This is a genomic window from Halarchaeum sp. P4, assembly GCF_051195175.1.
Taxonomy (GTDB): Archaea; Halobacteriota; Halobacteria; order Halobacteriales; family Halobacteriaceae; genus Halarchaeum.
The window spans coordinates 929234-954556 of sequence record NZ_JBNTKC010000001.1 but is presented as its reverse complement, the minus strand read 5'-3'; the positions used below and the strand labels follow the sequence as shown (position 1 = coordinate 954556).

20 protein-coding genes are annotated in these 25323 nt (G+C 70.2%); 12 read left to right on the top strand and 8 right to left on the bottom strand.

Annotation, left to right across the window (positions count from 1 at the left end):
- Window positions 1–36: 36 nt before the first annotated feature.
- The 6 genes from dapA to ACQUS8_RS05085 are packed head-to-tail and all read left to right on the top strand — an operon-like array spanning window position 37 to window position 5685.
- Entirely contained in the window at window positions 37–930 is an 894-nt protein-coding gene (gene dapA / locus ACQUS8_RS05110; RefSeq protein ID WP_435097889.1) for a 4-hydroxy-tetrahydrodipicolinate synthase, read from the top strand.
- The gene (gene dapB / locus ACQUS8_RS05105; protein WP_435097886.1) at window positions 927–1691 is read left to right on the top strand and encodes a 4-hydroxy-tetrahydrodipicolinate reductase; all 765 of its coding nucleotides are present in this window, start codon (window positions 927–929) and stop codon (window positions 1689–1691) included. Before dapA ends, dapB begins: the two co-directional genes overlap by 4 nt.
- On the top strand, window positions 1688–2536 hold the full coding sequence (locus ACQUS8_RS05100) for a 2,3,4,5-tetrahydropyridine-2,6-dicarboxylate N-succinyltransferase (protein WP_435097883.1): 849 nt from the start codon (window positions 1688–1690) through the stop codon (window positions 2534–2536). The genes dapB and ACQUS8_RS05100 overlap by 4 nt, the downstream gene beginning before the upstream one ends.
- The gene (gene lysA, locus ACQUS8_RS05095; RefSeq protein ID WP_435097880.1) at window positions 2533–3795 is read left to right on the top strand and encodes a diaminopimelate decarboxylase; all 1263 of its coding nucleotides are present in this window, start codon (window positions 2533–2535) and stop codon (window positions 3793–3795) included. Before ACQUS8_RS05100 ends, lysA begins: the two co-directional genes overlap by 4 nt.
- Window positions 3792–4613, top strand: a complete 822-nt coding sequence (gene dapF, locus ACQUS8_RS05090) for a diaminopimelate epimerase (RefSeq protein WP_435097877.1) — start codon at window positions 3792–3794, stop codon at window positions 4611–4613. Before lysA ends, dapF begins: the two co-directional genes overlap by 4 nt.
- On the top strand, window positions 4606–5685 hold the full coding sequence (locus ACQUS8_RS05085; protein WP_435097874.1) for a M20 family metallopeptidase: 1080 nt from the start codon (window positions 4606–4608) through the stop codon (window positions 5683–5685). The genes dapF and ACQUS8_RS05085 overlap by 8 nt, the downstream gene beginning before the upstream one ends.
- On the opposite strand, the gene ACQUS8_RS05080 is transcribed toward ACQUS8_RS05085, so the two are convergent.
- Together ACQUS8_RS05080 and purB are read right to left on the bottom strand one after the other, a co-directional pair.
- Window positions 5682–5909 (bottom strand): zinc ribbon domain-containing protein, encoded by a 228-nt coding sequence (locus tag ACQUS8_RS05080; protein ID WP_435097871.1) that lies wholly within the window; start codon window positions 5907–5909, stop codon window positions 5682–5684. The two genes, ACQUS8_RS05085 and ACQUS8_RS05080, sit on opposite strands and share 4 nt — an antisense overlap.
- 93 nt (window positions 5910–6002) lie before the next feature.
- A complete protein-coding gene (gene purB / locus ACQUS8_RS05075) occupies window positions 6003–7373 on the bottom strand; it encodes an adenylosuccinate lyase (RefSeq protein WP_435097868.1) in 1371 nt (456 codons plus the stop codon).
- 169 nt (window positions 7374–7542) lie between these two features.
- On the opposite strand from purB, the gene purH reads away from it, so the two are divergent.
- Window positions 7543–9129 (top strand): bifunctional phosphoribosylaminoimidazolecarboxamide formyltransferase/IMP cyclohydrolase, encoded by a 1587-nt coding sequence (gene purH, locus ACQUS8_RS05070; RefSeq protein ID WP_435097865.1) that lies wholly within the window; start codon window positions 7543–7545, stop codon window positions 9127–9129.
- 156 nt (window positions 9130–9285) lie between these two features.
- On the opposite strand, the gene ACQUS8_RS05065 is transcribed toward purH, so the two are convergent.
- Window positions 9286–10359, bottom strand: coding sequence for an ATP-binding protein (locus ACQUS8_RS05065; RefSeq protein WP_435097861.1), 1074 nt, complete (start codon window positions 10357–10359; stop codon window positions 9286–9288).
- 85 nt (window positions 10360–10444) lie between these two features.
- On the opposite strand from ACQUS8_RS05065, the gene ACQUS8_RS05060 reads away from it, so the two are divergent.
- Genes ACQUS8_RS05060 through ACQUS8_RS05050 form a run of 3 tightly spaced genes read left to right on the top strand, consistent with a single transcriptional unit; the run spans window position 10445 to window position 14510 of the window.
- A complete protein-coding gene (locus ACQUS8_RS05060) occupies window positions 10445–11347 on the top strand; it encodes a CPBP family intramembrane glutamic endopeptidase (protein ID WP_435097858.1) in 903 nt (300 codons plus the stop codon).
- A gap of 54 nt (window positions 11348–11401) precedes the next feature.
- Complete coding sequence (gene folP / locus ACQUS8_RS05055; protein WP_435097855.1) at window positions 11402–13864, top strand: dihydropteroate synthase; 2463 nt, start codon at window positions 11402–11404, stop codon at window positions 13862–13864.
- Entirely contained in the window at window positions 13857–14510 is a 654-nt protein-coding gene (locus ACQUS8_RS05050) for a class I SAM-dependent methyltransferase (protein WP_435097852.1), read from the top strand. The genes folP and ACQUS8_RS05050 overlap by 8 nt, the downstream gene beginning before the upstream one ends.
- A gap of 27 nt (window positions 14511–14537) precedes the next feature.
- Here ACQUS8_RS05050 and ACQUS8_RS05045 read toward each other — a convergent pair whose 3' ends face one another.
- Entirely contained in the window at window positions 14538–15581 is a 1044-nt protein-coding gene (locus ACQUS8_RS05045) for a glycosyltransferase (protein WP_435097849.1), read from the bottom strand.
- A gap of 102 nt (window positions 15582–15683) precedes the next feature.
- Between ACQUS8_RS05045 and ACQUS8_RS05040 the strand changes: the two genes are divergently transcribed.
- A complete protein-coding gene (locus ACQUS8_RS05040; protein ID WP_435097846.1) occupies window positions 15684–17483 on the top strand; it encodes a S9 family peptidase in 1800 nt (599 codons plus the stop codon).
- A 27-nt stretch (window positions 17484–17510) separates the two neighbouring features.
- Here the strand turns inward: ACQUS8_RS05040 and ACQUS8_RS05035 are convergent, their stop codons facing one another.
- Entirely contained in the window at window positions 17511–18569 is a 1059-nt protein-coding gene (locus tag ACQUS8_RS05035) for an NAD(P)-dependent glycerol-1-phosphate dehydrogenase (protein ID WP_435097843.1), read from the bottom strand.
- Window positions 18570–18661: 92 nt separating this feature from the next.
- Between ACQUS8_RS05035 and ACQUS8_RS05030 the strand changes: the two genes are divergently transcribed.
- Window positions 18662–18922 carry a hypothetical protein gene (locus tag ACQUS8_RS05030; RefSeq protein WP_435097840.1) on the top strand — a complete coding sequence of 87 codons (261 nt, stop codon included), beginning with the start codon at window positions 18662–18664 and terminating at the stop codon, window positions 18920–18922.
- Here ACQUS8_RS05030 and ACQUS8_RS05025 read toward each other — a convergent pair whose 3' ends face one another.
- The 3 genes from ACQUS8_RS05025 to gltB all read right to left on the bottom strand — a co-directional run bounded on the left by ACQUS8_RS05025 (window position 18923) and on the right by gltB (window position 25155).
- On the bottom strand, window positions 18923–19912 hold the full coding sequence (locus tag ACQUS8_RS05025; protein WP_435097837.1) for an NAD-dependent epimerase/dehydratase family protein: 990 nt from the start codon (window positions 19910–19912) through the stop codon (window positions 18923–18925).
- Between the two features lie 50 nt (window positions 19913–19962).
- Window positions 19963–20604, bottom strand: a complete 642-nt coding sequence (locus ACQUS8_RS05020; protein ID WP_435097834.1) for a hypothetical protein — start codon at window positions 20602–20604, stop codon at window positions 19963–19965.
- Window positions 20605–20667: 63 nt separating this feature from the next.
- On the bottom strand, window positions 20668–25155 hold the full coding sequence (gltB, locus tag ACQUS8_RS05015; protein ID WP_435097831.1) for a glutamate synthase large subunit: 4488 nt from the start codon (window positions 25153–25155) through the stop codon (window positions 20668–20670).
- Window positions 25156–25323 lie beyond the last annotated feature (168 nt).

Here is a 25323-nt window from a genome sequence, read left to right as displayed (position 1 = left end):
TACGTACAGTATCCCGAGACCCATCCGACACCACCAATGAGTACACCACGAAACGTCACGACCGGCACGTTCGTCGCGATGACGACGCCGTTCGACGCCGAGGAACGCATCGACCACGACCAACTCGCCGCCGACGCCCAGCGCCTCGCCGACGCCGGCGTCGACGGCCTCGTCCCCGTCGGCTCGACGGGCGAGTCCGCGACGCTCACGCACGACGAACACGTCGCCGTCGTCGAAACCGTCGTCGAGGCCGTCGACGTCCCCGTCATCGCCGGCGCGGGGTCGAACTCGACGCACGAAGCGATCTCGCTCGCCGGGCGCGCCGCGGACGCGGGCGCCGACGCCCTGCTCCTCATCTCGCCCTACTACAACAAGCCCGAACCCGAGGGGATGGAGCGCCACTATCGCCGCATCGCGGACGCCGTCGACGTCCCGCAAATCGTCTACAACGTCCCCTCCCGGACGGGCCGCTCCATCGACGCCGACACCACCGTCTCGCTCGCCGAGCACGAGAACATCGTCGGCTACAAGGCCGCGAGCGGCGACCTCGGCCTCATCTCGGAAGTCGTCGAGCGCACGCGCGACGAGGAGTTCGCAGTGCTCTCCGGCGACGACCCGCTCACCCTCCCGATTCTCTCCGTCGGCGGGACGGGCGTCATCAGCGTCGCCGCGAACGTCGAACCCGAGCGGATGGGCGCGCTCGTCACGGACGCCCTCGACGACGAGTACGCCCTCGCGCGCGAGCACCACCACGAACTCGGGCCGCTCTTCCGCGCGCTCTTCCGGGAGACGAACCCGATTCCGGTGAAGGAGGCGATGGACGTCTGGGGCTACGGCCCCGCGGAGGTTCGCGACCCGCTCTCGCGGGCGACGCCGGAGACACGCGCCGAACTCGAGGCCGTCCACGAGGACCTGGAGGGCGAACGATGAACGTCGCCGTCACCGGGGCGACCGGCCGGATGGGCCGCACCGTCCTCGAAGTCGCGCGCGAGCGCGGCATCGACGTCGCGTTCGCCGTGAACCGCAACGGGGACGGCCAGCACGTCGAGGGCGTGCCCGTCCAGCCGGCGAGCGAGTTCGAGGCGCTCCTCACCGCCGAACGCCCGGACGCCGTCGTGGACTTCACTGGCCCGGAGTCCGCTGTCGAGTACGCGCGGGCGTGCGCCGAAACCGGCGTCCCGCTCGTCACCGGCACCACCGGGTTTTCGGAGGCCGACATCGCGGCGCTCGAGGAGGCCGCCACGGAAACGCCGATTCTCGTCGGCGCGAACTTCTCGCGCGGCGTGCAGGCGCTCCTCGACGCCGTCGAGTCGGCGGTCACGGACCTCCCCGAGTACGACGTCGAGCTGATGGAGACCCACCACAACGGGAAGCGCGACGCGCCCTCGGGCACCGCGAAGATTCTCCTCGACCGCATCGAGGAAGCCCGCGAGGGCGAGAGCGATCGCGTCCACGGCCGCGAGGGCGAAGCGCCACGCGACGAGGACGAAATCGGTGTTCACGCGCGCCGCGCGGGCGACATCACGGGCGAGCACGAAGTGCTGCTCGCCGGCAACCACGAGAGCCTCGAACTCACGCACCGTGCGGGCTCCCGGAGCGTCTTCGCGGAGGGCGCGCTCGACGCGGCGGCGTGGCTTCGCGAGCAATCGGCGGACTATTACCGCTTCGAGACAATCGCCAGCCAACTGTGAGCCGAAGCTACGATTCGCTCGAAGCCGACGTAGAGGACCTCTGGGAACGCCTGCAGGCCGACGAGGTCTCCGCGGACGACCTGACGCGCGACGACGCCGCGACCATCGACGCCTTCCTCGCCGCGCTCGAGGAGGGCGCCGTCCGCGCCGCCGAGAAGGTCGACGGCGAGTGGGAGTCCGTCGAATGGGTGAAGCGTGGCGTCCTGCTCAACTTCTCGCTGCGCGAGACCGAGCCCCGCGAGTACGGCGGCGTCACCTACCATGACGTCCTGCCGCTGCGCGAGACCGCGGACCTCGGCGAGCGCGGCACCCGCAACACGCCGGACGGCACGACCATCCGTCGGGGTGCCTACATCGGCTCCGACGCCATCCTGATGTCGCCCGCGTTCGTGAACATCGGCGCGCACGTCGGCGACGGCACGCTCGTCGACTCCTGCGACACGGTCGGCTCCTGCGCGCAGATCGGCGACAACGTCAAGCTCGGCGCGAACACGCTCATCGGCGGCGTCCTCGAGCCCGTCGAGGACGCGCCCGTCGTCGTCGAGGACAACGTCTCGCTCGGGGCCGGCTGTCGCGTCACCTCCGGCTTCGTCGTCGGGGAGAACTCGGTCGTCGGGGAGAACACGCTCCTCACGCCGCGGATCCCGGTCTACGACCTCGTCGAGGAGGAAGTCCTCTACGGCGAACTGCCGGCGGACCGCCGTGCATTCACGCGCTTCGTCGAGTCCTCCATCGGCGAGCACGACCTCTTCGAGGGCGGCGCGTACAAGCCCGCCGTCGTCGCCACCGACCTCGAGGCGAGCACGCTCGAGGCGAGCCAGCGCGAGGAGGCGCTCCGGGAGTGAGCGGGGACGGCAACGCGACGGGTCCGGCCGTCCGCCGGCTCGCGGACTGGGAAGCCGACGAGTTGCGCGCGCTCGCCAGGGAGTACGGCACGCCGCTCTACGTCGACGACCTCGAACGCGTCCGCGAGAACCACGCGCGCCTCGCCGCCGCCTTCCCGGACGCCGAGGTGCTGTTCGCGGTGAAGGCAAACGCCGGCCGGCACGTCCTCGAAACGCTGGACGACGCCGGCGCGGGCGCGGAGTGTGCGAGTGCGGGCGAACTCGCGCGCGCACTCGACGCGGGGTTCGACCCTGCGGACGTCCACTATACGGCCGTCAACCCGCCCGCCGAGGACCTGGACTACGCCTGCCGGGTCGCCGCCGAGCACCCCGCCCTCACGGTGACGGCGGGCGCGCGCGACACCATCGAGCGCCTCGACGAGCGCGGGTTCACGGGTCGCTTCTGTCTGCGCGTCCACCCGGGCGTCGGCGCCGGCCACAGCGAGGAAGTCTCGACCGGCAAGGACGTGAAGTTCGGCGTTCCCGCCGACGAGGCCGCCGACGTGCTCGCGGACGCCGCCGAGCGTGGCTTCGACGTCGTCGGCGTCCACGCGCACGCCGGCAGCGGCATCTCCGCCGACCAACTCGAGGAGCACGAAGCGGTCGTCTCCACGCTCGCGGACGTCGCGCGCGAGAGCGGCCTCGACCTCGAGTTCGTGGACGTCGGGGGCGGCTTCGGCGTCCCCTACCACGAGGACGAGGCACCACTCGACCTCGACGCCGTGGCGGAACGGACGCGCGCGGCGCTCGACGGCATCGACGCGACGCTCACCATCGAGCCCGGCCGGTATTTCGTCGCGGACGCGGGCGTCCTCCTCACCGAGGTGAACACCGTCAAGCGCGTCGGCGACGCCACCGTCGCGGGCGCGGACGCCGGGATGACGACGCTCGTCCGCCCGGCGATGTACGGCTCGCACCACCCGATTCGCTCGCTCGCCACCGAGTCGCGGGCGACCGAGAACGTTTCCGTCGTCGGGCCCGTATGTGAGAGTACAGACGTCCTCGGCGAGGACCGTGACCTCCCCGCACCCGAGCGTGGCGACCTGCTCGCCGTCGGGAACGCGGGCGCGTACGGCGTCGAGATGGCGTCGCAGTACAACTCGCGGCCCCGGCCCGCCGTCGTCGCGCTCGGCGGCGAGACCCGCGAGGTGGTGCGACGCCGCGAGACGCTCGCGGACGTGACGCTCGCCGAGGACACGGCCGAGGACCCCTACCCATGACCAGCTACGACGTCTACCACGGCACCGGCAACGACTTCGCGGTCGTCGACGCGGCGACGGCGAGCGACCCCGACGCGCTCGGTGTCGACCTCTGCGACTCGCTCGGCGTCGACGGCACGCTCTTTCTGGGTGTGTCCGATGGCGGCGCGCGCGCGTCGATGACGCTCGTCCAGCCGGACGGCTCCCGCGCGGCGATGTGCGGGAACGGCGCGCGCTGTGCGGCCCGCTGGGTCGCCGAGCGCGAGGGGGCGGACGCCGTGACGCTGGAGACGGGCGCGGGCCCACGCCGGTGTACCGTCGACGGCGAGGACGTGACCGTCGAGATGGGGACACCGACGTTCGCGCCCGATGAGGTGCCCCACACCCGCGACGGCGACCTCGTCGACGTCGACATCGAGGGCCACACAGTCACCGCACTGAACACGGGCGTCCCGCACGCCGTCGTCTTCGTAGACGACGTGGACGCCGTCGACTTGGACGCGATGGCACCCGCGATTCGCCACCACGACGTCTTCCCGGAGGGCGCGAACGTGAACCTCGCCTCGCCCCAGGCCGACGGCGGTTTCGACCAGCGGACGTTCGAGCGCGGCGTCGAGGGCGAGACGGACGCCTGCGGGACGGGGGCGGTCGCCATCGCAGTCGCCGCCGCCCGCCTCGGCGAGATTCCCGAGCACGGGAGTGTCACCGTCTCGCCGCCGGGTGGCGACCTCGGCGTCGAGTTGCGTGAGGACGGCACCACCGTCCTCCGTGGCCCGACGAGCTACGTGACGTCCGGCGACGTCGAACGGACGGACGCAGCGGAGGCCGTCCATGAGTGAGGACTTCGACCCCGTCGGCTTCCTCGAGCGCGCCGTCGAGACGCCCTCTCACGAGGACGTGTCGGCGATGCGCGACCTGCTCGTCGCGGAACTCGAAGGCGAGGGACTCGACGTCGACATCGACGAGGCGGGAAACACGCTCGCCTCGAAAGAGGGGCCCGAAAACGGCCCGCACGTCGTGTTGAACACGCACATCGACACGGTGCCGCCGCACATCCCCCCAGAGCGGGACGGCAACGTCCTGCGCGGGCGCGGGTCGTGTGACGCGAAGGGCCCGCTCGCGGTGCTGCTCGCGGCGTTCTTCGCGGTCGAGCCCGAGCGCGGGCGCCTGACGCTCGCGGTGACGCCCGACGAGGAGACGGACTCGACGGGCGCCCACCACCTCGCCCTCGACGCCGACTACTACGTCGTGGGCGAGCCGACCGAACTCGACGTCTGCACGGCGGCGCGCGGGCGCTTTCAGGGGACGGTGACGCTCTCCGGCGTCGCCGCGCACGCCGCGGAACCCGAGTCGGGCGTCTCAGCGATCCAGGGTGCGGCGGCCGCGCTTCGGGCGGTGGAGACGTTCGACGAGGCACACGGCCCCGGCGTCCACGCGGCGCTCGGCGCGCCGACGCTGACCGCAACGACCATTGAGGGCGGCGAGGCGACGAACCAGATTCCCGCGGAGTGCTCGTTCGTCATCGACCGACGTTCGGTGCCGCCGGAGACGGCCGAGGGCTTCTTCGCGGCGCTCCGCGAGCACCTGCGCGCCGCGGTGCCCGACGACGTCGACGTGACGGTCACGCCACAGGAGCGCACGACGCCGTTCCTGGAGGCGTTCGCCACGCCCGAGGACAGCGACGTCGTCGCGGCGCTCACCGACGCTGGCGCGGGCGAGGTCCGGCCGTTCGGCGCGGCCACCGAGTCGTCGTACTTCGCAAACGACGCGCCGACCGTCGTCTTCGGGCCGGGCTATCTCGCGGACGACGAGGGTGCTGTCGCGCACGCCGAGCGCGAGTACGTCGACCTCCCGGAAGTCCGCGAGGGCGCCGAGATTGCGACGGCGGCGCTGCGCGAGTTGCTCGCCTAGCCGAGGAAGACGTCCACGAAGTCACTCCCCTTGTTTCCGACGTCCTTGTAGAACTCCGTGTAGCCACAGGACGCGCAGGTCACCGTCTCGAAGCGGTTCGTCTGCACGTCGAACATCTTCGAGAGGCCCGACCCGGTCGTGGAGATGGAGCCGGTCGTCACTTCGTCGTGTCCGCACTTCGGGCAGCCGTTCGTGTCGCTGGAGGACGCAGGGCGGTCTGACATTGCGGGCGTGAGTGGCGCGCCCGCCGGCAAAAGTTTTGTCGGGGAGTCGGTCCTCGCGGTGCGCACCGCGTCGCACCGTCCATGTCGCCGTCTTCAGGCGTCGCGGGCGATGTCGTCGGCGACGCCTGTGTACCCGGTCGGGGTGAGCGCGTGCAGTTCCTCGCGGACGTCGTCGTCGACGTCGAGGTCCTCGAAGAGGTCCCGGAAGTCCTCGATGGTGACGCGCTCGCCGCGCGTGAGGGCTTTCACGCGCTCGTAGGCTTCGGTGTCACCCTCGCGGCGGAGGATCGTCTGGACGGCCTCGCCGATGATTTCGGGCGTGCCTTCGAGGTCCTCGCGCATCACTTTCTCGTTCGGCACGACCTTCTCGAGGCCGTTCTGGAGTTTCGTGTAGCCGATGAGGCAGTAGGCGAACGCGGCGCCGATGTTGCGTTTGACCGTGGAGTCCGAGAGGTCGCGCTGGAGGCGCGAAGTGGGGAGGTAGTCGGCGAGGAAGGCGAGGTCGGAGTTCGCCTTCGAGAGGTTCCCCTCGGAGTTCTCGAAGTCGATGGGGTTGACCTTGTGCGGCATTGTCGAACTCCCGGTCTCGGATTTCGCGGCCTCCTGCCCGAGGTAGCGCTGGGAGACGTAGGTCCAGACGTCCCGATCGAGGTCGAGGAGGACGGTGTTCGTCTCGCGGAGCGCGTCGAAGAGCGCCGCGAAGTCGTCGGAGGGGTTTACCTGCGTGGTGGGTTCGGTGTGCTCGAGGCCGAGCGACGTGACGAACTCGCGGGCGAACGCGCGCCAGTCGACGTCCGGGTAGGCGGCGTGGTGGGCGGCGTAGGTGCCGGACGCGCCGGCGAGTTTGCCGGCGAGGCCGGCGGCGGCGGCCTCGACGTCCGCAAGCTTGCGCCCGAGGCGGGCGGCGTAGACGGCCATCTCCTTGCCGAACGTCGTCGGCGTCGCGGGCTGGCCGTGGGTGCGCGCGAGCATCGGCGTGTCGGCGTAGTCGTGTGCGAACTCGACGAGCGCGTCACGGACCGCGCGGAGTTCGGGGACGAGCACCTCGGTGACGGCGGGCTTGACGAGCAGGCGGTAGGCGAGGTTGTTGACGTCCTCGCTGGTGAGCGCGAAGTGAATCCATTGGTGGACGCGCTCGGGGGTGTGTTCGCGGACGAAATACTCGACTGCCTTCACGTCGTGGTTCGTCGCGGCGTACTTCTCGGTGCCTTCCGTCTCGATCCGCTTGACGAGGTGCGCGGACTCCTCGTCGAAGGATTCGTAGGCGTCACGGAGGGTGGCGCGCTCCTCGGCGTCGAGTTCGAGCGGCGTCGCGTCGAGGTCGGCGAGCGCGCAGAGGTATTCGACTTCGACGCGGACGCGGGCACGCATCAGGGCGGCCTCGCTCGCGTAATCGGCGAGCGGGGCGGTCCGGGAGGCGTAGCGTCCATCGAGGGGTGAAACCGCGTAGAGCGGGTCCGGCATACGCGCCAGTCCCGTCGCGCGACCCAAAAGCGTGCCGGTCCCAATCGCCACGTGCGTGCATACACGACTCTTTGTAGGGCGAAATTCACCGGTTATCTATGCCTGTTCGTGCATATGTTTGTCTTCGGAACCGCAACCCCTTTCGGCGTGGGGTGCGCGTGCATCGCGTATGAAGCTAGCCGGCATGGCCAGCAACCGTGGACGGAACCTGCTGCACATCGCCGACCGGGCGCCCGGTGACGCCGAGTTCTCGGTCATCCTCACGAACGACGCCGATGCGCCCGTTCTGGAGGGTGCCGCGGAGCGCGACATCCCCACCGAAGTCGTCGAGCGCGCGGACGACGAGGACCGCGAGGCCCACGAGGAGCGCGTCCTCGAGGCCCTCGCCGACTACGAGGTCGACCTCGTCGCCCTCGACGGCTACATGCGCGTGCTCACCGACACGTTCCTCGATGCTGCGCCGACGACGCTGAACGTCCACCCGAGCCTGCTCCCGTCCTTCCCCGGGATGGACGCCCACGAGCAGGTCCTTGACGCCGACGTCAGCGTGACGGGTGCGACCGTCCACGTCGTCAGCGAGGAGGTCGACGCCGGCCCCATCGTTACCCAGGAGCCCGTCCCCGTTTACGAGGACGACGACGAAGCCGCGCTCAAGGACCGCGTGCTCTACGAGGCCGAATTCAAAGCCTACCCGCGCGCCATCGAGTGGTTCGCGAACGGCGAGGCCGAAGTCGCCGACGGCGAGGTCCACGTCGCGGCGGATGCGGCCGACGACTTCCCGGTGCGCCGCCTCACCAGTGGGGACCGCGAGGCCGACCTACGCTACGGCGAGAACCCCCATCAGGACGCCGCCGTCTACGGCGACGCGACCTGCGAGGAGCCGAGCGTCGTCCACGCCGACCAGCTCAACGAGGGCGCGAAGGCCCTCTCCTACAACAACTACAACGACGCCGACGGCGCGCTCAACCTCATCAAGGAGTTCGAGGAGCCCGCCGCCGCCGTCATCAAGCACACCAACCCCGCGGGCTGTGCCACCGCGGACACCCTCGCCGAGGCCTACGAGGACGCGCTCGCCACCGACCCGATGAGCGCCTTCGGCGGAATCGTCGCCCTCAACCGCCCGTGCGACGAGGAGACGGCCGAACTCGTCATTGACTCCTTCAAGGAAGTCGTCGTCGCGCCCGGCTACACCGACGCCGCGCTCGACGTCCTCACCGAGAAGGACAACCTCCGCGTCCTCGACGTCGGTGGCGACGAACTCGGACCAGACGTCGTCTCCGAGACGTACACCGAGCAGTCGCTCGTCGGCGGCACACTCGTCCAGGAGCGCGACACGTGGGCGCCCACCGCCGACGACCTCGAGTTCGTCACCGAAGCCGAACCCGACGAGGAGCAGGTCGAGACGATGCTCTTCGCGTGGAAGGTGCTCAAGCACGTGAAGTCGAACGGCATCCTCTTCGCGAAAGACACGGAAACGGTCGGCGTCGGCATGGGGCAGGTCTCCCGCGTCGACGCAGTCCGCCTCGCCGCGATGAAGGCCGACGAGCACGCCGAGGGCAAGGACGCGGACGGCGCCGTCATGGCCTCCGACGCATTCTTCCCCTTCCCGGACGGCATCGAGGAAGCCGCCGAGGCCGGCATCGAGGCCGTCATCCAACCCGGTGGCTCCGTGAACGACGACGACGTCATCGAGGCCTGTAACGAGCACGGCATCGCGATGGCGTTCACCGGGAACCGGACGTTCCGGCACAGCTAGACGGAACGCTCGTAGACGGACCTTCAAGACACATCGCGCGGCCACACTGTCACATGCTCTGACGCTGGCGGTGGGTGGGCCGCGTGCGGCGCTCGACGCCGCGACTCGTGACGGGACACCCGCTCACCTCGCCGCCGTCCCGTCGTTCGCCTTTTCCTACTGCCCGGCCAGTCGCGGGTCCGGCACCTCGCCGCGCACCCGCGGCTCCCGCGGGTCGGTGACGAACTCGATTCGCGCGCCGCCGGTCTCGGCGTCGGTCACGCGCACGTCCCAGCCGTGCAAGTGCGCGATTCGCGCGACTACGGGGAGGCCGTAGCCGGTGCCGCCCGCGACCGTGGTCTCGCCGAGGGTGAAGACGCGCTCGCGGCGGCCGACCGGAATCCCGGGGCCGTCGTCCGCGACGTAGAAGCCGGCTTCGCCGTCGCGCTCGAAGGCGTCCACGGTCACTAGCACGTCCGGGCCGACGTGCGTGAGCGCGTTGTCGAAGACGCGCGTGAGCGCGTCCGTGACGAGCACGGCGTCGCCAGCCACTGTCCCGGGCGAGCGCACGTCGAGCGTCGCAGTCGCCGTCTCTCCCTCCAGGTTCTTCCACGCGGCGTTCGCGAGCGCCGTGACGTCGATTTCGTCCTCGGCGACGCCGGCGCGTCCGATGCGGAGGTAGTGGACGGCGTCGACGACCGTCTCGTCCGCGCGCTCGACGGCGTTCGCGATTCGCTCCTTCGGGTTCGGGCCACTCCCCTCCGCGTCGCCCTCGGGGAGCATGTCGAGCCAGCCGCTCGCGACGGTCAGCCGGTTGCGGAGGTCGTGGTTGAGGACGGCGGCACTCGCCCAGAGCGCCTCGTCACGCTCCCGGACGGCGCGCTCGGCGACGGCCTGTTCGGTGACGTCCTCGTGGACGGTGCGGACGTAGCGCTCGCCCTCGGCGTCGAACGCCGTCGCACGGAAGCGATAGCGTCGTCGCGTCCCGTCGATGGGGTAGTCGTACTCGACGCTCGCCGACGCCGTGCTGTCGAGGACCGAGCGGAGCGCGTCGGCGATTCGGTTGCCGTCCTCGCCGGTGTCCGCCATCGCGGCGACGTAGTCGGTGCCGTCGTCCGCAGTCGTGCCGAGGTGCGCGAACGACGCCCAGCGGTCGTTCCCGCCGACGACGACGCCGTCCGCGTCGAGCACCCCGATCGGGTCGCTCGCCGCGTCGAGCGCGCCGCTCGCGACCGAGTGCGGAATGTCCATGCGTGTGTCGTACGGCCGGCCGTCCATAGGCGTTGGCGTGCAGGACGGGGCAACAGCTACGGGCCGGCCGAGCGAACGCCCCCACATGTCGTCGAACGGAATCGACCGGCGGCGAGTCGGACTCTATCTGCTCGTCGCCTTCGGCGTCTCGTGGCTCACGGCGCTCGCCATCTACGCCACGGGCGGGCTCACGGACAGCCAGCGACTCGTCGGCGGCCTCACCGTCGCAACCGTCCTCCTGCCGACCGCGTACATGTTCGGGCCGTCTATCGGGCACGTCGCGGTCCGCCTCGTTGAGGGCGAGGGGTTCGGCGGGACGGGGATCCGGCCGAAGGTCCGCGCGCACCTCTGGACGTACGCCGTCGCGTGGCTCCTCCCTGTCGTCCTCACCATCGCCGGTGCCGCGTGCTACTTCGCCGTCTTCCCCGGGCGGTTCGACCCGTCGCTGGAGGCGCTGCGCGGCGCGCTCGCCGGGTCGGGCGTGGACCCGATGACTGCGCTGCTCGTACAGACGGTGGTTGCCGTCACCGTCGCGCCGCTCCTGAACGCGATTCCGGCGTTCGGCGAGGAGTACGGCTGGCGGGCGTTCCTCCTGCCGGAACTCGAAGCGCTCGGCGTCCGCGAGGCCGTCCTCGTCCACGGCCTCGTCTGGGGCGTCTGGCACTGGCCTCTCATCGCGATGGGCTACGAGTATGGCTTCACCTACCCGGGATTCCCGGTCACCGGCTTCCTCGTCTTCTGCGTCTTCACCGTCGCGGCCGGCGCGTTCCTCGCGTGGCTCTGGTTCCGCACGGAGAGCGTCTGGGCGCCGAGCGTCGGCCACGGTGCCATCAACGCCTCGGCGGGGCTCGGCCTCGTCTTCGTCGCCGGCGACCCCGACCTCCTGTTCGGCCCGCTCCCGGTCGGCCTGCTGGGGATGCTCCCCTACGTCGCCCTCGCGCTCCTCCTCTTCCGTCGCCCGGACGTCCGGCGCCCGGAGGCGGTGTGACGGGCGCCGCGGCATCCGACACGCCTTTGCCCGCCGGAACGGAGGTATTGGTATATGCGCTACGACGAGGCCGCGAACTTCCTCCTCGACCTCAGACGGTTCCGCCCGCGGGCCGGCACCGAGGGAGTCGCGGAACTCCTCTCGGCCCTCGATGACCCCCACGAGGGCCCGACGTACGTCCAGATAGCGGGGTCGAACGGGAAGGGGAGCACCGCCCGGATGGTCGAGTCCGCGCTCCGCGAGGCCGGTTTCGACGTCGGACTCTACACGTCGCCGCACTTCGACGACCTGCGCGAGCGCGTCCGCGTGAACGGCCGCAAGATTCCGGAGGCCGCCGTCTGTGAGTACGTCGAGGCCATCGACGACTACGTCACGGAGCGCGCCGCCGAGGGCGAGTCCCCGACGTTCTTCGAGACGATAACGGGACTGGCGCTCTGGCAGTTCGGCCGGGCGGACGTCGACGTCGCCGTCCTTGAAGTCGGCATCGGCGGGAAGTACGACGCGACGAGCGTCGTCGACCCCGCGGCGGCGTGCGTGACGAGCGTGACGCTCGAACACACCGGCATCATCGGCGACACCGTCGAGGAAATCGCGACGGACAAGGCGCACGTCGCGCCCGCGGACGCCCCGCTGGTGACGGGGACGACGGGCGCGGCGCGCGAGGCGGTGCGCGACGTGGCGGGCGATATCGTCACCGTCGGCCCCGAGGACGACTGCGACGTCCGCACGACCTACGAGGGTGCCGTCTCGCCGGCCGAAGCGGCCGTCGCCATCACGGACGACGCCGGGACGCTGGACGCCCGGATTCCGCTCCTCGGCGAGCATCAGGCGTCGAACGCGGGCATCGCGGCGACGCTCGTCCGGCAACTGACCGATATCGACGACGCGACGCTCGCGCGCGGCCTGCGGAAGGCCCACTGGCCGGGGCGCTTCGAGGTGATGGGCGAGGAGCCGATGGTGGTGCTCGACGGCGCGCACAATCCAGGCGCGTGCGAGGCGCTCGCCGAGACGCTCGGCGAGTTCGACTACGACGACCTGCACCTCGTCGTCGGTGCGATGCACGACAAGGACCACGGCGGGATGGCCGCGGCGCTCCCGACGCCCGACACCGTCCGGACGTGCCGGCCGGACTCGGGGCGTGCGGAGGACCAGGAGGCGCTCGCCGTCGCGTTCCGCGAGACGGACGCGCGCACCGTGACCGCGATGAGTTCCGTCGAAGCCGCCGTCGAGCGCGCCGTCGAGGACGCCGAGGCAGGCGACGCCGTGCTCGTCACGGGGTCGCTGTTCACCGTCGCGGAGGCCCGCCAGCGCTGGACGCGCACCACCGTCGAGAAGCGCGCCCGGTCGCTCGATGAGTCTCGCGAGCACCTCAAGCGGGCGCACGTCACGCCGGCGGGCGCGTGGCGGATGCGCGCGAAGGGCGTCCACCGCGTCGTACGCTCACGCGTCCAGAAACGCCAAGCGCAGTACCTGAAGGAGGAGCTGTTGAGCCTCGGGGGCGAGTGTGCGATTTCGGGATTGAACGACCAGCCGCGCGGGATGCTCGACGTCGTCATGATGGGGACGCTCGCGCAGTTCAAGCGCCTCTGCGGGAAACTGGAGGGCCAGCCCTACGGGCTCTCCGTCTACGCGGACGAACTCCGCGAGGCGCTCGACATCGAGACGCCGTCGGCAGAACCGGACTACCCGTGGGCGGGCGACTCGACGGCCGTAATGGGCATCCTGAACGTCACGCCGGACTCGTTCCACGACGGCGGCGAGTACGAGGCCGTCGAGGACGCCGTCGCGCGCGCCGAGGAGATGGTGGCCAACGGCGCGGACGTCATCGACATCGGCGGCGAGTCCACCCGACCCGGCGCCGACCCCGTGCCGGCCGCCGAGGAGAAAGCCCGCGTCGTCCCCGTCATCGAGCGCATCGCGGACCTCGACTGCCTCATCAGCGTAGACACGATGAAGGCCGAGGTCGGGCGCGCCGCCCTCGAGGCGGGCGCGGACATCCTGAACGACGTGACCGGCCTCGAGGACCCCGAGATGCGCTTCGTCGCCGCCGAGTACGATGCGCCGCTCGTCGTGATGCACTCGCTGAACGCGCCCGTCGACCCCGGGACCGACGTCCACTACGACGACGTCGTCGAGGACGTCATCGACGAGTTGCGCGAGCGCGTGCTCCTCGCGGAGAAAGCCGGGTTGTCACGCGAGCAAATCATCGTCGACCCCGGCATCGGCTTCGGGAAGTCCGTCGGGGAGAACTTCGAGATTCTCGACCGGACGGACGAGTTCCACGCGCTCGGCTGTCCCGTCCTCATCGGCCACTCGCACAAGTCGATGTTCGGCCGCATCGACCGCTATCCGGACGAGGGTGGCTACGCCACCGTCGCGGGCACGACCATCGCCGCCGAGCGCGGCGCGGACATCGTCCGCGTCCACGACGTCGCGGAGAACGTCGCCGCCGTGCGCGCCGTCGAGGCGACGCGTCGGGGCATGCGTCCCGACACGGGGGGTGAGAGCGATGAGTGAGAACGACGACTTCCCGGAGGCCGACGGCCGCGTCTCCTACCTCCGCGCGGTCCGGGAGGGCTACGACGAACTGGCGCGCGTCCACCGCGAAGCCCGGACCGCCGTCGGCGAACCCGGCATCGACGAGGTAGACGCGCTCGCGCGTGACCTTCCGGACGGCGCGCGTGTCCTCGACGCCGGCTGTGGCTCCGGCGTCCCCGTCCTCTCGCGGTTTGACCTCGCGTTCGACGTCGTCGGTCTCGACCTCTCGCACGAGCAACTCCAGCACGCCCACGAGCGCTCGCCGACCGCCGGCCTCGTGCAGGGCGACATGAGCGCGCTCCCGTTCCGCGACGGGGCCTTCGACGGCCTCGTCGCCCTCCACTCCATCATCCACGTCCCCCGGCAGGCCCACGCGTCGGTCTACCGGGAGTTCAACCGCGTGCTCGCCGACGGTGCACCCGCGCTCGTCACGACGGGCACGGACGCCTACGAGGGCGGCACGCCGAACTGGCTGGGGAGCGGCGTCGAGATGCACTGGAGTTTCCCGTCCGCCGAGGAGACGCTCGGAAACCTGCGCGACGCCGGTTTCACCGTCGAGGAGGAGACCCGCGTCCCGGACGAACACGGCGGCGGCGAGTTCCTCTTCGTTCGCGTCCGGGCCTGAACTCGCGTCCGTCCTTCTTCGTCGCGCTCAGACGGCGCCGAGCTCGCGGTAGAGCTCGAGGTAGCGTTCGAGGAACGCCGTCTCGTCGTACGTCGCGAAGCGCTCATCGACATCTTCGTGGTCAACGTCGGTGGCGTCGCGCAGGCAGTCGACGAGCTCCTCGTCGCTGGTCGCGAGGAAGCCCCGGGAGCAGCCCGCGACGAGCTCGTGCGCCGCGGAGTTCGCGTGGTACTCGACAACGCCGACGCAGCCACAGGCGAGCGCGCGCAGCAGGTCGGTGGGGAACGAACTCCGGTAGGCGGTCTGGGCGTAGACGTGCGCCCCCTTGAAGAGCGCGAGGCGGGACTCGAGGTCCTGCTCACCGACGAAGTCGATACGGTCGGCGATGCCCATGTCGCGGGCCTGGCGCTCGTAGCCCGCGCGCTCGGGGCCGTCGCCGACGACGGTGGCCGACCAGTCGTAGGAACGGAACTCCGCGAGCGCGAGCAACAGCGACTCGAGGTTCGCCTCCTCGTCGAGCGTCCCCGAGTAGACGACGTCGCCCGCGTCCGGATCGGCCTCGACGGCGCGCACGCGCTCCATCTCGACGGCGTTCGGGAACTGGCGCAGCGACTCACTCGGGAAGCCGACTTCCTGTGCGGCGGTCGCGACGAACTCCGAGGGGACGACGACGGCGTCGCTCGCGTTCGCCGCCCACCGGTGCAGCGCGCCCGCGGGCGGCGGGTCGTAGTACTCGGTGACGACGGGCGCGCCGAGCGGCGTCGCGGCCCGGGCGGCGAAGACGAACCCCGGGCGACTGGCGGCGACGTGGACGACGTCGGGGTCGAACGCGCGGAGCGCCGGGACGAGACGGAGTGGCGCCCAGCGGTCCGCGGGCGTCAGCCCGACGGCGCGATAGGTGACGCCATCGTGGTCGAAGGCGTCGTGCTCGCCCTCCCACCACTGTCCACAGAAGACCGTCACGTCGTGGCCGCGACCAGCGAGGAGAGCGCGGAGTGTGTCGAGGCGGTCGGCGGCCGCGCTGGGGTCCGCGTGGTGGACGGTTCGGGCCGTGACGAGCGCCACACGCATGGTTTCGCGTCGGTGTGACGCCGGCAAAAGTATTCCCTTCCGTCGGCCGGGTCGCGCCACGGCGCCCGAAGACCTTTCGGGGCGCCCGGAGCACCTCTGCGTATGGCGTACGACATCGAGCGATACCTGAACATCCGGAGCGCCGGCGCGCCCTCCTTCGGCCCGGACGGCCAGCTCGCGTTCTCGATGGACATGACGGGCGTCCAGCAGGTCTGGCGGCTCGACGACCCGCAGGCGTGGCCGGAGCAACTCTCCTTCCACGAGGAGTCGATTGGCTTCGCTTCCTACTCGCCAACGCGCGACGAACTCGTCTTCGGGATGGACACGGGCGGCAACGAGAAGACGCAGCTCTTTCGCCTCTCGGGCGACGGGAGCGAGGAGGTCGTGCTCACGGACGACCCGGAGAGCATCCACCAGTGGGGCGGGTGGAGCCACGACGGCGAGCACTTCGCGTACACCGCGAACCGCCGCACGGAGGCGAACTTCGACGGCTACGTGCAGGCGCGCGACGAGACGGACGAGGAGGCCGAGCTCGTCTTCGACGGGCAGGGCAAGGACTGGCTCTCGGTCGCCGGCTGGAGTCCCGCCGACGACCGCCTCGTCTTCCACGAGATGCACTCGAATCGCGACCACGACCTCTACGTCTGTGACCTCGCGTCCGCCGAGGTGACCCACCTTACCGCCGGCCACGAGGGCGAGGTGCGCTACGGCTCGGTCGCGTGGGGGCCCGATGGCGAGACGCTCTACGTGACGACGGACTACGGGCGCGACACGCTCGCGCTCTGTGAACTCGACCCCGAGAGCGGCGCGCTCTCGGTCGTCGAGGGGGGCGGCGAATGGAACGTCTCCTCGGTCGCCGTCGACGTCGATTCGCGGACGATGGCGGTGATTCGGAACGTCGAGGGCTACAGCGACCTCACGCTCTACGAACTCGACGATGATGGCGATCGGACCGAACTCGCCAGCCCCGACCTCCCCGAGGGCGTCGTGATGGGGTTCTCCTTCGGCCCCGACGGCGAGCGCGTCGCCGCCGCCGTCTCCAGCCCCACCGAGAACACGAACGTCCACGTCTTCGACCTCGAGAGCGGCGCGAGCGAGCGCTGGACGGACGCCTCCACCGCCGGCATCCCGACGGAGACGTTCCGCGAACCCGACCTCGTCCACTACGAGAGCTTCGACGACCTCGAAATCCCGGCGTTCCTCACGCTCCCGGAGGGCGAGGGCCCCCACCCGGTCATCGTCGACATCCACGGCGGCCCCGAGTCACAGCGTCGCCCCTACTTCCTCGCCTTGCGCCAGTACTTCGTGGACAACGGCTACGCCGTCTTCGAGCCGAACGTCCGTGGCTCCTCGGGCTACGGGAAGCGCTACATGAACCTCGACAACGTCGAGAAGCGCATGGACTCCGTCGCGGACATCGACGCCGGGGTCGAGTGGCTCACCGCCCGCGACGACGTCGACCCCGACCGCGTCGTCGCCTACGGGGGGTCCTATGGGGGCTTCATGGTGCTCGCCGCACTCACCGAGTACCCCGAGCGCTGGGCGGCCGGCGTCGACGTCGTCGGCATCGCGAACTTCGTCACTTTCCTCGAGAACACCGGCGACTGGCGCCGCGAACACCGCGAGGCCGAGTACGGCAGCCTCGAGGCGGACCGGGAGTTCCTCGAATCGATTTCGCCCATCAACAACATCGAGCGCATCGAGGCCCCGCTGCTCGTGCTGCACGGCGCGAACGACCCGCGTGTCCCCGTCGGCGAAGCCGAGCAGATCGCCGAGGAGGCCGCGAAACACGTCCCCGTCGAGAAACTCATCTTCGAGGACGAGGGGCACGGCTTCTCCAAGCTCGAGAACCGCATCGAGGCGTATCGCACGACCGTCGAGTTCCTCGACGAGCACGTCTGAGACGGCGGCCTCTTCGTCGCTGTCGCGCTACAGCACGCCGGTCTTCGTCACGGCTTCGACCGCGGCCTCCTCGCTGAGGCCGTTCCCGAGGATGGTGTAGCGGTCGCGAATCTCGTGGGCGGTCGTGAGCGCCTCCAGGAGTTCCTCGTCCGTGACGCCGAGATCGTCGGCGGTCGTCGGCGCGTCGAGTTGCGCGAGCGCGTCCCGGACGGCCTCCCAGTCGCCGCGCTCGCCGCTGTGGAGGTATTCGGTGACGATGGCGGCGACACCGACCTGGTGGCCGTGGAGTGCCTTGCCGGGCGCGATGCGGTCGAGCTGGTGGCTGATGAGGTGCTCCGCGCCCGACGCGGGCCGCGAGGAGCCCGCGATGCTCATCGCGACGCCCGAGGAGACGAGCGCCTTCACGACCACCCACGCGGACTCCTCGAGGCCCGGACGGATGCTGTCCGCCCGCTCGACGAGGAGTTCGGCGGTCATCTCGGAGAGCGCCGCCGCGTACTCGCTGTACTCGACGTTCTTCAGCCGGTTGGCGAGCCGCCAGTCCTTCACGGCGGTGTAGTTCGAGATGATGTCCGCACAGCCCGCCGTCGTGAGCTCCCACGGCGCCTCCGCGAGCACGGCGGTGTCCGCGATGACGGCGACCGGCGGGTCGGCGGCGACGCTGTGGCGGGTGTCGCCCTCCGGGACGGAGCCTCGGCCGGAGACGATGCCGTCGTGGCTCGCCGCCGTCGGCACCGAGACGAAGCCGAGGTCGCAGTGGTCGCTCGCCATCTTCGCGATGTCGATGGCCTTCCCGCCCCCGACGCCGACGAGGTAGGCGGCGTCGGCGGCCTCCGCGGCGTCGATGACCGTTTCCACGGCGTCGAAGCTCGCGGCGTCGACGACCTCGAGCGCGGGCTCGACGCCCGCCGCCTCGTACTGTGCGACGATGTCGTCCGCGGCCACCTCGCGCGGCGTCGGACTCGTGACGACCAGCGGCCGCCCGCGGAGATGGGTGTCCGCGACCACTGCCTGGACGTCCCCGAGGACGTCGTGACCGACGACGACGTTCCGCGGGAGCTTGATCCAGGACGTTTTCGTGAACATATCGGCGTGTCGGCGTCGGGCGACAAAGCGGTTGTCCTCCGCGACGTGTCCGGCCCCAAATACTTTCCAGTCGGCCGCACTGCACTAGTCGTATGCAAGCGCGTTCCGGGGACCGCGACAGGCTGAGGGGCCTGTTCGGTTCCGAGGGGCTGTCGGGGACGCTGCGCCGCCTGCGGCCGTACGCCGCCGTCGCGGTGCTCGCGTACGCCATCGTCGTCCAACAGTGGCTCCGCTCGTCCGGCTACGACCTCGTCTACCTCGTCACGGCCGTTCTCGCGCTCCTCGTCGGCGCCGCGGTCGTCGGCGTCACCGTCGCCGACATCCTCACGCTCGCCCGCGAGTCGACGCGGTAGCTATATCGTGTCGAGGATGCCGATGACCGTCTCCTCGTCTTCCCTGCTCGGCCCTTCCGAGCGACCCGTCCGGTCGGCATCGAGGTGTTCCCGTACCGTTCGCGCCATCGCCTCCTCGACGGGCGTTGACTCCCAGCCGAGCGCTTCGAGTTTGTGCGTATCGAGCAGGTGGGGCGACGGCCGGTAGAGCGGGAACGACCCGAGCGAGAGGCCGGCCGTCGAGAGCTCGCGGTCGCTCGCGTGCACGAGCTCGACGTCCGTCTCCAACTTCTCGGCCGCCAGTCGCACCGTGTCCTCGAGGGTGAGCGCGTTCTGGTCGCCGACGTTGTACGCCTCGCCGGGCGTCCCCTCCTCGGCGACGATTCTGAGCGCGGAGGCGACGTCCTCGACGTAGGCGCGCTGCCAGACGTTCGTCCCGTCGCCCGGCACCACCACCTCGTCGTACTCGTGGACGCGGTGGAGCCAGTAGTCGAGGCGCTCGGAGTAGTCGTGGGGGCCGTAGACGACCGTGGGGCGGACCGCCATCGCGGGCGCGCCGCGCTCGGCCGCCCGGAACACCGCCCGGTCGCCCTCCGCCTTCCGGTTGCCGTAGGTCTCCCGCGAGTCGTCCACCGCCTGGTCGGCCGAGCACTTCCGGAGGGGCGTGACGCCCTCGCGCTTCGGGATGTCGTCGACGGCGTAGGACGCCCCCGAGGAGACGTAAACGTAGGCGTCGACGTCCGCGAAAATCTCCGTCGCCTTCCGCACGTCCCGCGGCTGATAGGCGACGCAGTCGATGACGATCTCGGGCTCGACCTCGCGTTTCGCCGTGAGGAGTTCGCGGTCGTTCGTCCGGTCGCCCTCGTAGTGGTGGACGTCGCCGTCGTCCGCGAACGGGTTCTCGTGTTCCCCGCGGTTGAACACCGTCACCCGGTAGTCGTGTGCGAGCAGTTCCTCGACCGTGTGCCGGCCGATGAACCGCGTGCCGCCGATGACGAGCGCTTCCTTCATACGCGGGGGCACTCACCACGTCCCGAAAGAGATGGCGAACCCGGCGGTGCTCACGCCACGCGAAAGCGCGCGACGTACGCCGTCCGCGTCCCAGATTCAGCGGCGACGACGCTGAACGCGTAGGTCCCCGGTGTGAGTGGGAGCGGGCCACACTCGATTGGGTCCTTCGACGCGGTCGCCGTGGTGGTGTTCGACGTCGTCGTAGTCGTGTTCGACGCCGTCGTGCTGTCGTTCGTCGTCGTGGTTTCCGCCCGTTCACCAACTCGGAGCACCCACGACTGCGCCTCGCCGGGCGGAATCTCGTGCCACGGCTGAATCACCATGTCCGGCGCGACCTTCGCCCACCCGGACTCCGTCTTGCGGTGGACTGCCCAGTCGTAAGGGTTCAACCCGATGCTCGTCTCGCGTCCGTTGCGTAGCGTGAACTGAAGCGTGCCGGACCCGGAGAGCTCGGTCGCCGACGGTCGGAGGACGACCGGCGAGTCGTCGGCCGCCGTCGCCGCGCACACCGTCTCGTCCGCGTGCTCACGGAGCGACGGACACCCCGAGAACGCCGGCGTCGTCGTGGTGGTCGTGGTCGTCTGCGGTGACGTCTCGGGGGCGGGCGCGCCCGACTGCCTCGTACAGCCGGCGAGCGCGGCCGCACTACTCAGGCCGAGCGTCGCGAGAAATTGGCGCCGCGTCTGCTGCATACGTGTGGGGACGCGGCGCACTCAAAAAGGGATTCGGTGGACGAAAGCGCGCGCTTTAGTCCGTCAGTCCGCGCGGGCGTCCGCCTCCGCCTCCGCCTCGCGGGTGGCGGGCGCCGGCAGGGACTTTCGCGCGTCGTTCTCCGGACGCTCCTTGATGGCCTCTGCGTAGGCCTCGGGCATCACCTTCACGAAGTCCTCACGCGCGGACGCCCACGTCTCGAGGAGCTCCTCCGCGCGCGTCGAATCCGTGTAGGTCTCGTGGTTCGTAACGAGCCGGCGGAGCATCGCCTCGTCCTGCTCGGTCAGCTCGGACTCGAGGGTCACCATGCCGGTGTTCGCCTTCTCGGCGAGTTCGTCGTCCGGGTCGTAGACGTACGCGACGCCACCGCTCATCCCGGCCGCGAAGTTCCGCCCCACCTCGCCGAGCACCGCGACGACGCCGCCGGTCATGTACTCACAGCCGTGGTCGCCGACGCCCTCGACGACCGCCTTCGCGCCCGAGTTCCGGACGCCGAAGCGCTCGCCGGCGACGCCGTTCACGTAGAGTTCGCCGTCCGTCGCACCGTAGAGCGCGACGTTCCCGATGAGGGTGTTCGCCGACGGGTCGAACGGCGCGTCGTTCGGCGTGTTCACGACGATCTTCCCGCCCGAGAGGCCCTTCCCGACGTAGTCGTTCGCCGCGCCGGTGAGGTTCAGCGAGACGCCGGAGGCGAGCCACGCGCCGAAGGACTGGCCGGCGGTGCCCTCAAGGTCGAGCGACACCGTGTCGTCCGGCAGGCCGTCGCCGCCGTGGGCGTTCGAGACGGCGTTCGAGAGGACGCCGCCGACCGCGCGGTCGACGTTCGTCACGTCCGTCTCGAGGTCGACCTGCTCGCCGGCCTCGATGGCGTCCTCGATCTCCTCGAGGACGTCCCAGTCGAAGTGCTCGTCGTGCTCGGTCTCCTGCTCGCGCGTCCGGTAGCGGTCGTCGTTCGGCACCGGGTCCGCGATGACGCGATCGAGGTTGACGTTGCGCGCCTTCGGGTGGTCGACCTCGCGCTGGCCGAGCAGGTCGGTGCGCCCGACCATCTCGTCCAGCTCCGTGAAGCCGAGTTCCGCCATGATCTCCCGGAGCTCCATCGCGATGAACGTCATGAAGTTCACGACGTGCTCGGGCTGGCCGGGGAAGCGCTCGCGGAGCTTCTCGGCTTGTGTCGCCACGCCCACGGGACAGGTGTTCGCGTGGCACTGGCGCGCCATCACACAGCCGGAGGTGACGAGGCTCGCCGTCCCGAACGCGAACTCCTCGGCGCCGAGGAGCGCGCCGACGGCGACGTCACGACCCGTCTTCAGGCCGCCGTCGACGCGGAGCGTGACGCGGGAGCGAAGGCCGGTCTCGCGGAGGAGCTGGTTCGCCTCTGCGAGGCCGAGTTCCCACGGGAGGCCGGCGTGCTTGATGGAGGTCTTCGGGGACGCACCCGTCCCGCCGGAGTGCCCGGAGATGTGGATGCAGTCCGCCTTCGCCTTCGCGACGCCGGCCGCGATGGTGCCGATGCCCGCCTCGGAGACGAGCTTCACGTGGACCCGCGCGTCCGGGTTGCCCGAGCGCAGGTCGTAGATGAGCTGCTTGAGGTCCTCGATGGAGTAGATGTCGTGCTGCGGCGGCGGGCTGATGAGGCCGACGCCCGGCGTCGAGCACCGGACGCCCGCGATCATCTCGTTCACCTTCGAGCCGGGAAGGTGGCCGCCCTCGCCGGGCTTGGAGCCCTGCGCCATCTTGATCTGGAGGTCGTCGGCCGCCGAGAGGTACTCGGAGGTGACGCCGAAGCGCCCGGACGCGACCTGCTTGATGCGACACTCCTTCTCCGTGTCGAAGCGCTCGGGCGGTTCGCCGCCCTCGCCGGTGTTCGCCTTCGCGCCGATGGAGTTCATCGCCTCCGCGTTGTTCTCGTGGGCCTCCGGCGAGAGACTCCCGAGACTCATCGCGGCCGTCGAGAACCGCTCGACGATGTCCTCGACCGGCTCGACCTCCTCGAGCGGGACGGACTCACGCCCCTCCGTCTCGATGTCGATGAGGCCGCGCAGCGTCTGGAGCTGCTTCGTCTGGTCGTCGATGAGCTCGGAGAACTCGCCGAATTGCTCGTACTCGCCCGAGCGGACCGCCGACTGCAGGGCGTTGACTGTCTGCGGGTTCCACTGGTGGAAGCGACCCTCCGAGGTGTTCGTGAACTCGCCCTGTCGGTCGAGTTCGGGTTCCTCGTCGCCGAAGCCCTGCGCGTGGCGCTCGCGGAGGTCCTCCTCGATTTCCTCGAGGCCGATGCCGCTCGTCTTGTTCGTCGTCCCCGTGAAGTACTCGTCCACGAGGTCGGTGTCGAGGCCGACCGCCTCGAAGATCTGCGCGCCACGGTAGGACTCCACTGTGGAGATGCCCATCTTGGACATGACCTTCAGCAGGCCCTGCTCGAGGGCGTCGACGTACGTCTCGACGGCCTCGGCGTCGTCCATGCCGTCCGGGCCGGCGACGAGGTCCGTGACGGACTCGATGCCGAGGTAGGGGTTGACCGCGCCGGCGCCGTAGCCGACGAGCGTCGAGAGCTGGTGGACGGTGCGGGGGTCGCCGGACTCGACGACGAGGCCGGCACGCGTGCGCAGCCCCTCGTGGACGAGGTGATGGTGGACGGCGCTCGTCGCGAGCAGGCTCGGCACCGCGAGACGGTCCGGGCCGACCTCGCGGTCGGAGAGTACGAGGATTTCCGCGCCGTCGCGGATGGCGGCCTCGGCGTCGGCGCGCACGCGCTCGACGGCGTCCTCGAGGTCCTCCTCGGGGTCGTAGGTGATGTCGATGGTGACGTCCGGGACGTCCGCGTCGCGGACGCGCCCGAGGTCGTTGTCCGTGAGGACCGGCGAGTCGAGGACGACCTGGTCGGCGTGCTCGGGCGTCTCGTCGAGGAGGTTGTGCTCGCGCCCGAGTCGGGTCTGGAGGCTGGTGACGACGTCCTCGCGGATGTAGTCGATCGGCGGGTTCGTCACCTGCGCGAACATCTGCCGGAAGTAGCTGAACAGTGGCAGGTTGAACTTCGAGAGCACCGCGAGCGGCGTGTCGTCACCCATGGAGCCGACCGGGTCCTTCCCGGACTCGACCATTGGCTCGAGGACGTCGTTCAGGTCGTCGTGGGTGTAGCCGAACGCGGCCTGGCGCGCGCGCAGCGAGTCGCCGTCGCCGGTCGGGAGCGGGTCGGCAGCGTGGCCCTGGTAGCGGGTCTGTTCCTCCTCGACCCACTCCCCGTACTTCTCGTCGGTGAGGTCGTCGAAGACCTCCTCGTCGGGGATGACGCGGCCCTCCTCGGGGTCGGCCAGGAAGAGCTGGCCGGGCTGGAGGCGACCGCGCTTCGCGACGTTCTCCGCGTCGGTCTCGAGCGCGCCGGCCTCGCTGCCCATGACGAGGGTGTTGTCCGTGGTGACCTCGTAGCGGCACGGCCGGAGGCCGTTCCGGTCGAGGGCGGCACCGACGCGGTCGCCGTCGGTGCCGACGACGAGGGCGGGGCCGTCCCACGGTTCGACGAGGGAGGCGTGGTAGTCGTACCAGTCCTTGCGGGCCTCGGACATCGCGTCGTCGCCCTCCCAGGCCTCCGGGATGAGCATCCGGAGGGCGTGCGGGAGGTCCCGACCGCCCTGCATCAGGAGCTCAAGGGCGTTGTCGACGCTCGCGGTGTCCGACTGGTCGGGGTCGGGGATGACCGGCCGAATCGTGTCGAGCTCCTCCTCGGTGAAGCGCTCGCTCTCGAGGTCCGCCTCCCGGGCGCGCATCCAGTTGACGTTGCCCTTGATGGTGTTGAACTCGCCGTTGTGGACGATGTTCCGGTAGGGGTGTGCGAGGTGCCACGCGCCGAGGGTGTTCGTGGAGAAGCGCGCGTGGACGAGGACGAAGGTGGAGGCGAGGCGCTCGTCCTGCAGGTCGAGGTAGTAGTCCTCGACCTGGTCGCCCTTCAGGAGGCCCTTGTAGACGAGGGTCTGGCGGTCGAGCGAGCAGACGTAGAACCGCTCGTGGTCGACGGCCTTCTCGACGGCGCGTCGCCCGACGTAGAGCGCGCGGTCGAATTCGTCGTCGCTGATGGGCTCGTCGGGGGAGACGAAGACCTGCGCGACGTGCGGTTCGGAGTCGAGCGCGGTCTGTCCGAGGTCGGAGTTGTCCGTGGGGACGTCGCGCCACGCGACGACGTCGAGGTCGTGCTCGGCGAGAGTGTCCGCGACTGTCTCCTTGGCGTCCGCACGCTCGTCGGCGTCCTGCGGGAGGAAGAGCGACCCGACGGCGTAGGTGTCAGGGAGGTCGAGTTGCTCGTCGAAGAAGTCGCGAGGGGTCTGCAGGAGGATACCCGCGCCGTCGCCGGTCTTCTTTTCCGCACCAGTCGTCCCTCGGTGTTCGAGGTTCGCGAGGAGTTCGAGGCCGTCGGCCACGACGTCGTGGCCGCCGCGGCCGTCGAGGTCCATTACGACCCCGACGCCGCAGTTCGAGCGTGCCTCGGCCGGGTCCGCGAGGCGCCGGCCGCCGCTCCGTGCGTCGTGCTCAGTCATTGTGACTGAAGGGCACACGTCGGCGCATAAAACACCTTCTATCAAACTCTTAGGTCATATAACCACATCCTTAGTGAGTATAAGGGAATATGAACACGCAGACGTCACTCCCGTGGACGCGAGCGTTCAGCTATCGCTGACGACGGGAGAACGGCGGGAAAAGAGTGT

What these genes read in the sequence shown, in the direction of transcription:
- ACQUS8_RS05060 (WP_435097858.1), top strand. Translation starts at nt 10,445, where the DNA reads ATGTCGTCGAACGGAATCGACCGGCGGCGAGTCGGACTCTATCTGCTC.
- ACQUS8_RS05030 (WP_435097840.1), top strand. Translation starts at nt 18,662, where the DNA reads ATGCAAGCGCGTTCCGGGGACCGCGACAGGCTGAGGGGCCTGTTCGGT.
- dapA (WP_435097889.1), top strand. Translation starts at nt 37, where the DNA reads ATGAGTACACCACGAAACGTCACGACCGGCACGTTCGTCGCGATGACG.
- ACQUS8_RS05080 (WP_435097871.1), bottom strand. Translation starts at nt 5,909, where the DNA reads ATGTCAGACCGCCCTGCGTCCTCCAGCGACACGAACGGCTGCCCGAAG.
- purH (WP_435097865.1), top strand. Translation starts at nt 7,543, where the DNA reads ATGAAGCTAGCCGGCATGGCCAGCAACCGTGGACGGAACCTGCTGCAC.
- ACQUS8_RS05040 (WP_435097846.1), top strand. Translation starts at nt 15,684, where the DNA reads ATGGCGTACGACATCGAGCGATACCTGAACATCCGGAGCGCCGGCGCG.
- gltB (WP_435097831.1), bottom strand. Translation starts at nt 25,155, where the DNA reads ATGACTGAGCACGACGCACGGAGCGGCGGCCGGCGCCTCGCGGACCCG.
- dapB (WP_435097886.1), top strand. Translation starts at nt 927, where the DNA reads ATGAACGTCGCCGTCACCGGGGCGACCGGCCGGATGGGCCGCACCGTC.
- dapF (WP_435097877.1), top strand. Translation starts at nt 3,792, where the DNA reads ATGACCAGCTACGACGTCTACCACGGCACCGGCAACGACTTCGCGGTC.
- ACQUS8_RS05045 (WP_435097849.1), bottom strand. Translation starts at nt 15,581, where the DNA reads ATGCGTGTGGCGCTCGTCACGGCCCGAACCGTCCACCACGCGGACCCC.
- ACQUS8_RS05035 (WP_435097843.1), bottom strand. Translation starts at nt 18,569, where the DNA reads ATGTTCACGAAAACGTCCTGGATCAAGCTCCCGCGGAACGTCGTCGTC.
- purB (WP_435097868.1), bottom strand. Translation starts at nt 7,373, where the DNA reads ATGCCGGACCCGCTCTACGCGGTTTCACCCCTCGATGGACGCTACGCC.
- ACQUS8_RS05050 (WP_435097852.1), top strand. Translation starts at nt 13,857, where the DNA reads ATGAGTGAGAACGACGACTTCCCGGAGGCCGACGGCCGCGTCTCCTAC.
- folP (WP_435097855.1), top strand. Translation starts at nt 11,402, where the DNA reads ATGCGCTACGACGAGGCCGCGAACTTCCTCCTCGACCTCAGACGGTTC.
- ACQUS8_RS05085 (WP_435097874.1), top strand. Translation starts at nt 4,606, where the DNA reads ATGAGTGAGGACTTCGACCCCGTCGGCTTCCTCGAGCGCGCCGTCGAG.
- ACQUS8_RS05025 (WP_435097837.1), bottom strand. Translation starts at nt 19,912, where the DNA reads ATGAAGGAAGCGCTCGTCATCGGCGGCACGCGGTTCATCGGCCGGCAC.
- ACQUS8_RS05065 (WP_435097861.1), bottom strand. Translation starts at nt 10,359, where the DNA reads ATGGACATTCCGCACTCGGTCGCGAGCGGCGCGCTCGACGCGGCGAGC.
- ACQUS8_RS05020 (WP_435097834.1), bottom strand. Translation starts at nt 20,604, where the DNA reads ATGCAGCAGACGCGGCGCCAATTTCTCGCGACGCTCGGCCTGAGTAGT.